This window comes from Corallococcus sp. 4LFB (assembly GCF_046520365.1).
Classification (GTDB): Bacteria; Myxococcota; Myxococcia; order Myxococcales; family Myxococcaceae; genus Corallococcus; species Corallococcus caeni.
The window spans coordinates 1-1,496 of the sequence record NZ_JBKGHJ010000963.1 but is presented as its reverse complement, the minus strand read 5'-3'; the positions used below and the strand labels follow the sequence as shown (position 1 = coordinate 1,496).

2 protein-coding genes and 1 pseudogene are annotated in these 1,496 nt (G+C 70.4%); all 3 read left to right on the top strand.

The features are described 5' to 3' along the window. Positions 1 to 290, top strand: a pseudogene (locus ACLEQD_RS43205) (VrlE); the annotation flags it as partial. Positions 291 to 814: 524 nt separating this feature from the next. Then, entirely contained in the window at positions 815 to 1,255 is a 441-nt protein-coding gene (locus ACLEQD_RS43200) for a gamma-glutamylcyclotransferase family protein (RefSeq protein ID WP_141593106.1), read from the top strand. Further along, positions 1,252 to 1,496, top strand: a 245-nt coding sequence (locus tag ACLEQD_RS43195; RefSeq protein ID WP_410391760.1) for a gamma-glutamylcyclotransferase, incomplete at its 3' end; no start/stop codon positions are given. The genes ACLEQD_RS43200 and ACLEQD_RS43195, both read left to right, overlap by 4 nt.

Here is a 1,496-nt window from a genome sequence, read left to right as displayed (position 1 = left end):
CCCTGGCCTCGAAGGCCGCCTCCAGCAAGCGCCGCGACTTCAACCCCGCCACCGCCAAGTACGACTTCCGGGTGTTCCTCCTGCACCTGGGCCTCATCGGCGAGGAATTCAAGACGGCCCGCCTCCACCTCCTCAAGAAGCTGGAGGGCAGCGCCGCCTGGAAGGGCCAGCGCCGCGACAGGCGCGGCCCGGGTGGGGGTGGGGACGGCTCGCCCGGCAGCGAGGGCTCGCAGGGCGACGCAGGGGTCGCTCCGGGCAACACGCCCACCGAAGCCCGCGCCGCCGCGTGACGGGGCCTTCGCGGGCGCCACGAAGCCCTGGCGCCTGCCTGCGCTGGCGCCAGGGCCCGAGGAAGGAGCCCGGGCACCGGGCCCGCACCTTCCTGCGGTCCTCGCGCCCCTCCCTCAGACAGCGCTTGCTTCAATGGCGAACCAGAGCGTGTATGTCTTTCGCGAAGGGCAGGTGCCCCTCGCCAACCGCGAGACGCAATAATGAAAGCATACGGAGTTAATCGGAAGGACCGGGGCAACTGCCGATGGGGCTGCTGCCCATCGCACGGCAGGTACCCCACAAAAAGCTACGACGGACGTCTCTCTCGGAAGGTGCACGTCCGCGGCACCCGGCTCGCACACAGGCGCGCCCGTGCCCTTGAGGCGGTGGAGATCCTCAAACTGGCCAAGGAGGTCGCGTCTCCTCGGGATGACGCTTCGGACCAGGAATGAAGAGGCCGCTCGCCGAGGAGTATCTCCTCGTGCCTGGGTTGGAATCAGAACCGACAACGGCGGGCCGCGCCCGCCTCGAATGCGAGAACCGCATGCTCTACTTCGCCTACGGCTCCAACCTCGACAGGGCCCAAATGCGCACGCGATGCCCCGGCGCCACCGTCGAAGCCCGGGCCACCCTTCCCGGCCACACCCTGGTGTTTGGCGGCTACAGCCGCCGCTGGGGCGGCGCAGTCGCCAGCCTCCAGCGCGTGCGCGGCGCCCACGTCGAGGGGTTGCTGTACCGCCTCACCCCCGAGGACTTGCGCGCCCTCGACACCTTCGAGGGGCACCCCTTTGCGTACCGGCGCGCCGCCCGACTGGTGACGGACAAGGCCGGCCACCGCCGCCGCGCGCTGGTGTACCTGCAGCCCGAAGCAGGCTTCGAGGCCTGGCCGCCCGCTGGCCGCTACTTCCGCGTCCTCTGGCACGCCTATGGGCGCCTGGGCTTCAACCGCGCCGCGCTCGCGGGCGCCCTGGGCGGTGCGGCATGAAGCGCGCCTCAAAGTCGACGCGCGTCTTCGTCTACGGAACGCTGCTGTCCGGCGAGCCCAACCACAGACTCTTGTGCGGCGCACGCCTCGTCGGCCTAGCGCGGACGCTTCCCCGCTTTACCCTCTACGACTACGGGCCCTTCCCTGCCCTCGCCTCCAGGGGCAAGCACGCTGTCGAGGGAGAGATGTACGAAGTCGACGCGCTCATGCTGGCGGCGCTCGACAGGCTCGAGGGCCACCC

Coding starts and splice junctions, on each gene's coding strand:
- ACLEQD_RS43200 (WP_141593106.1), top strand. CDS start 815: ATGCTCTACTTCGCCTACGGCTCCAACCTCGACAGGGCCCAAATGCGC.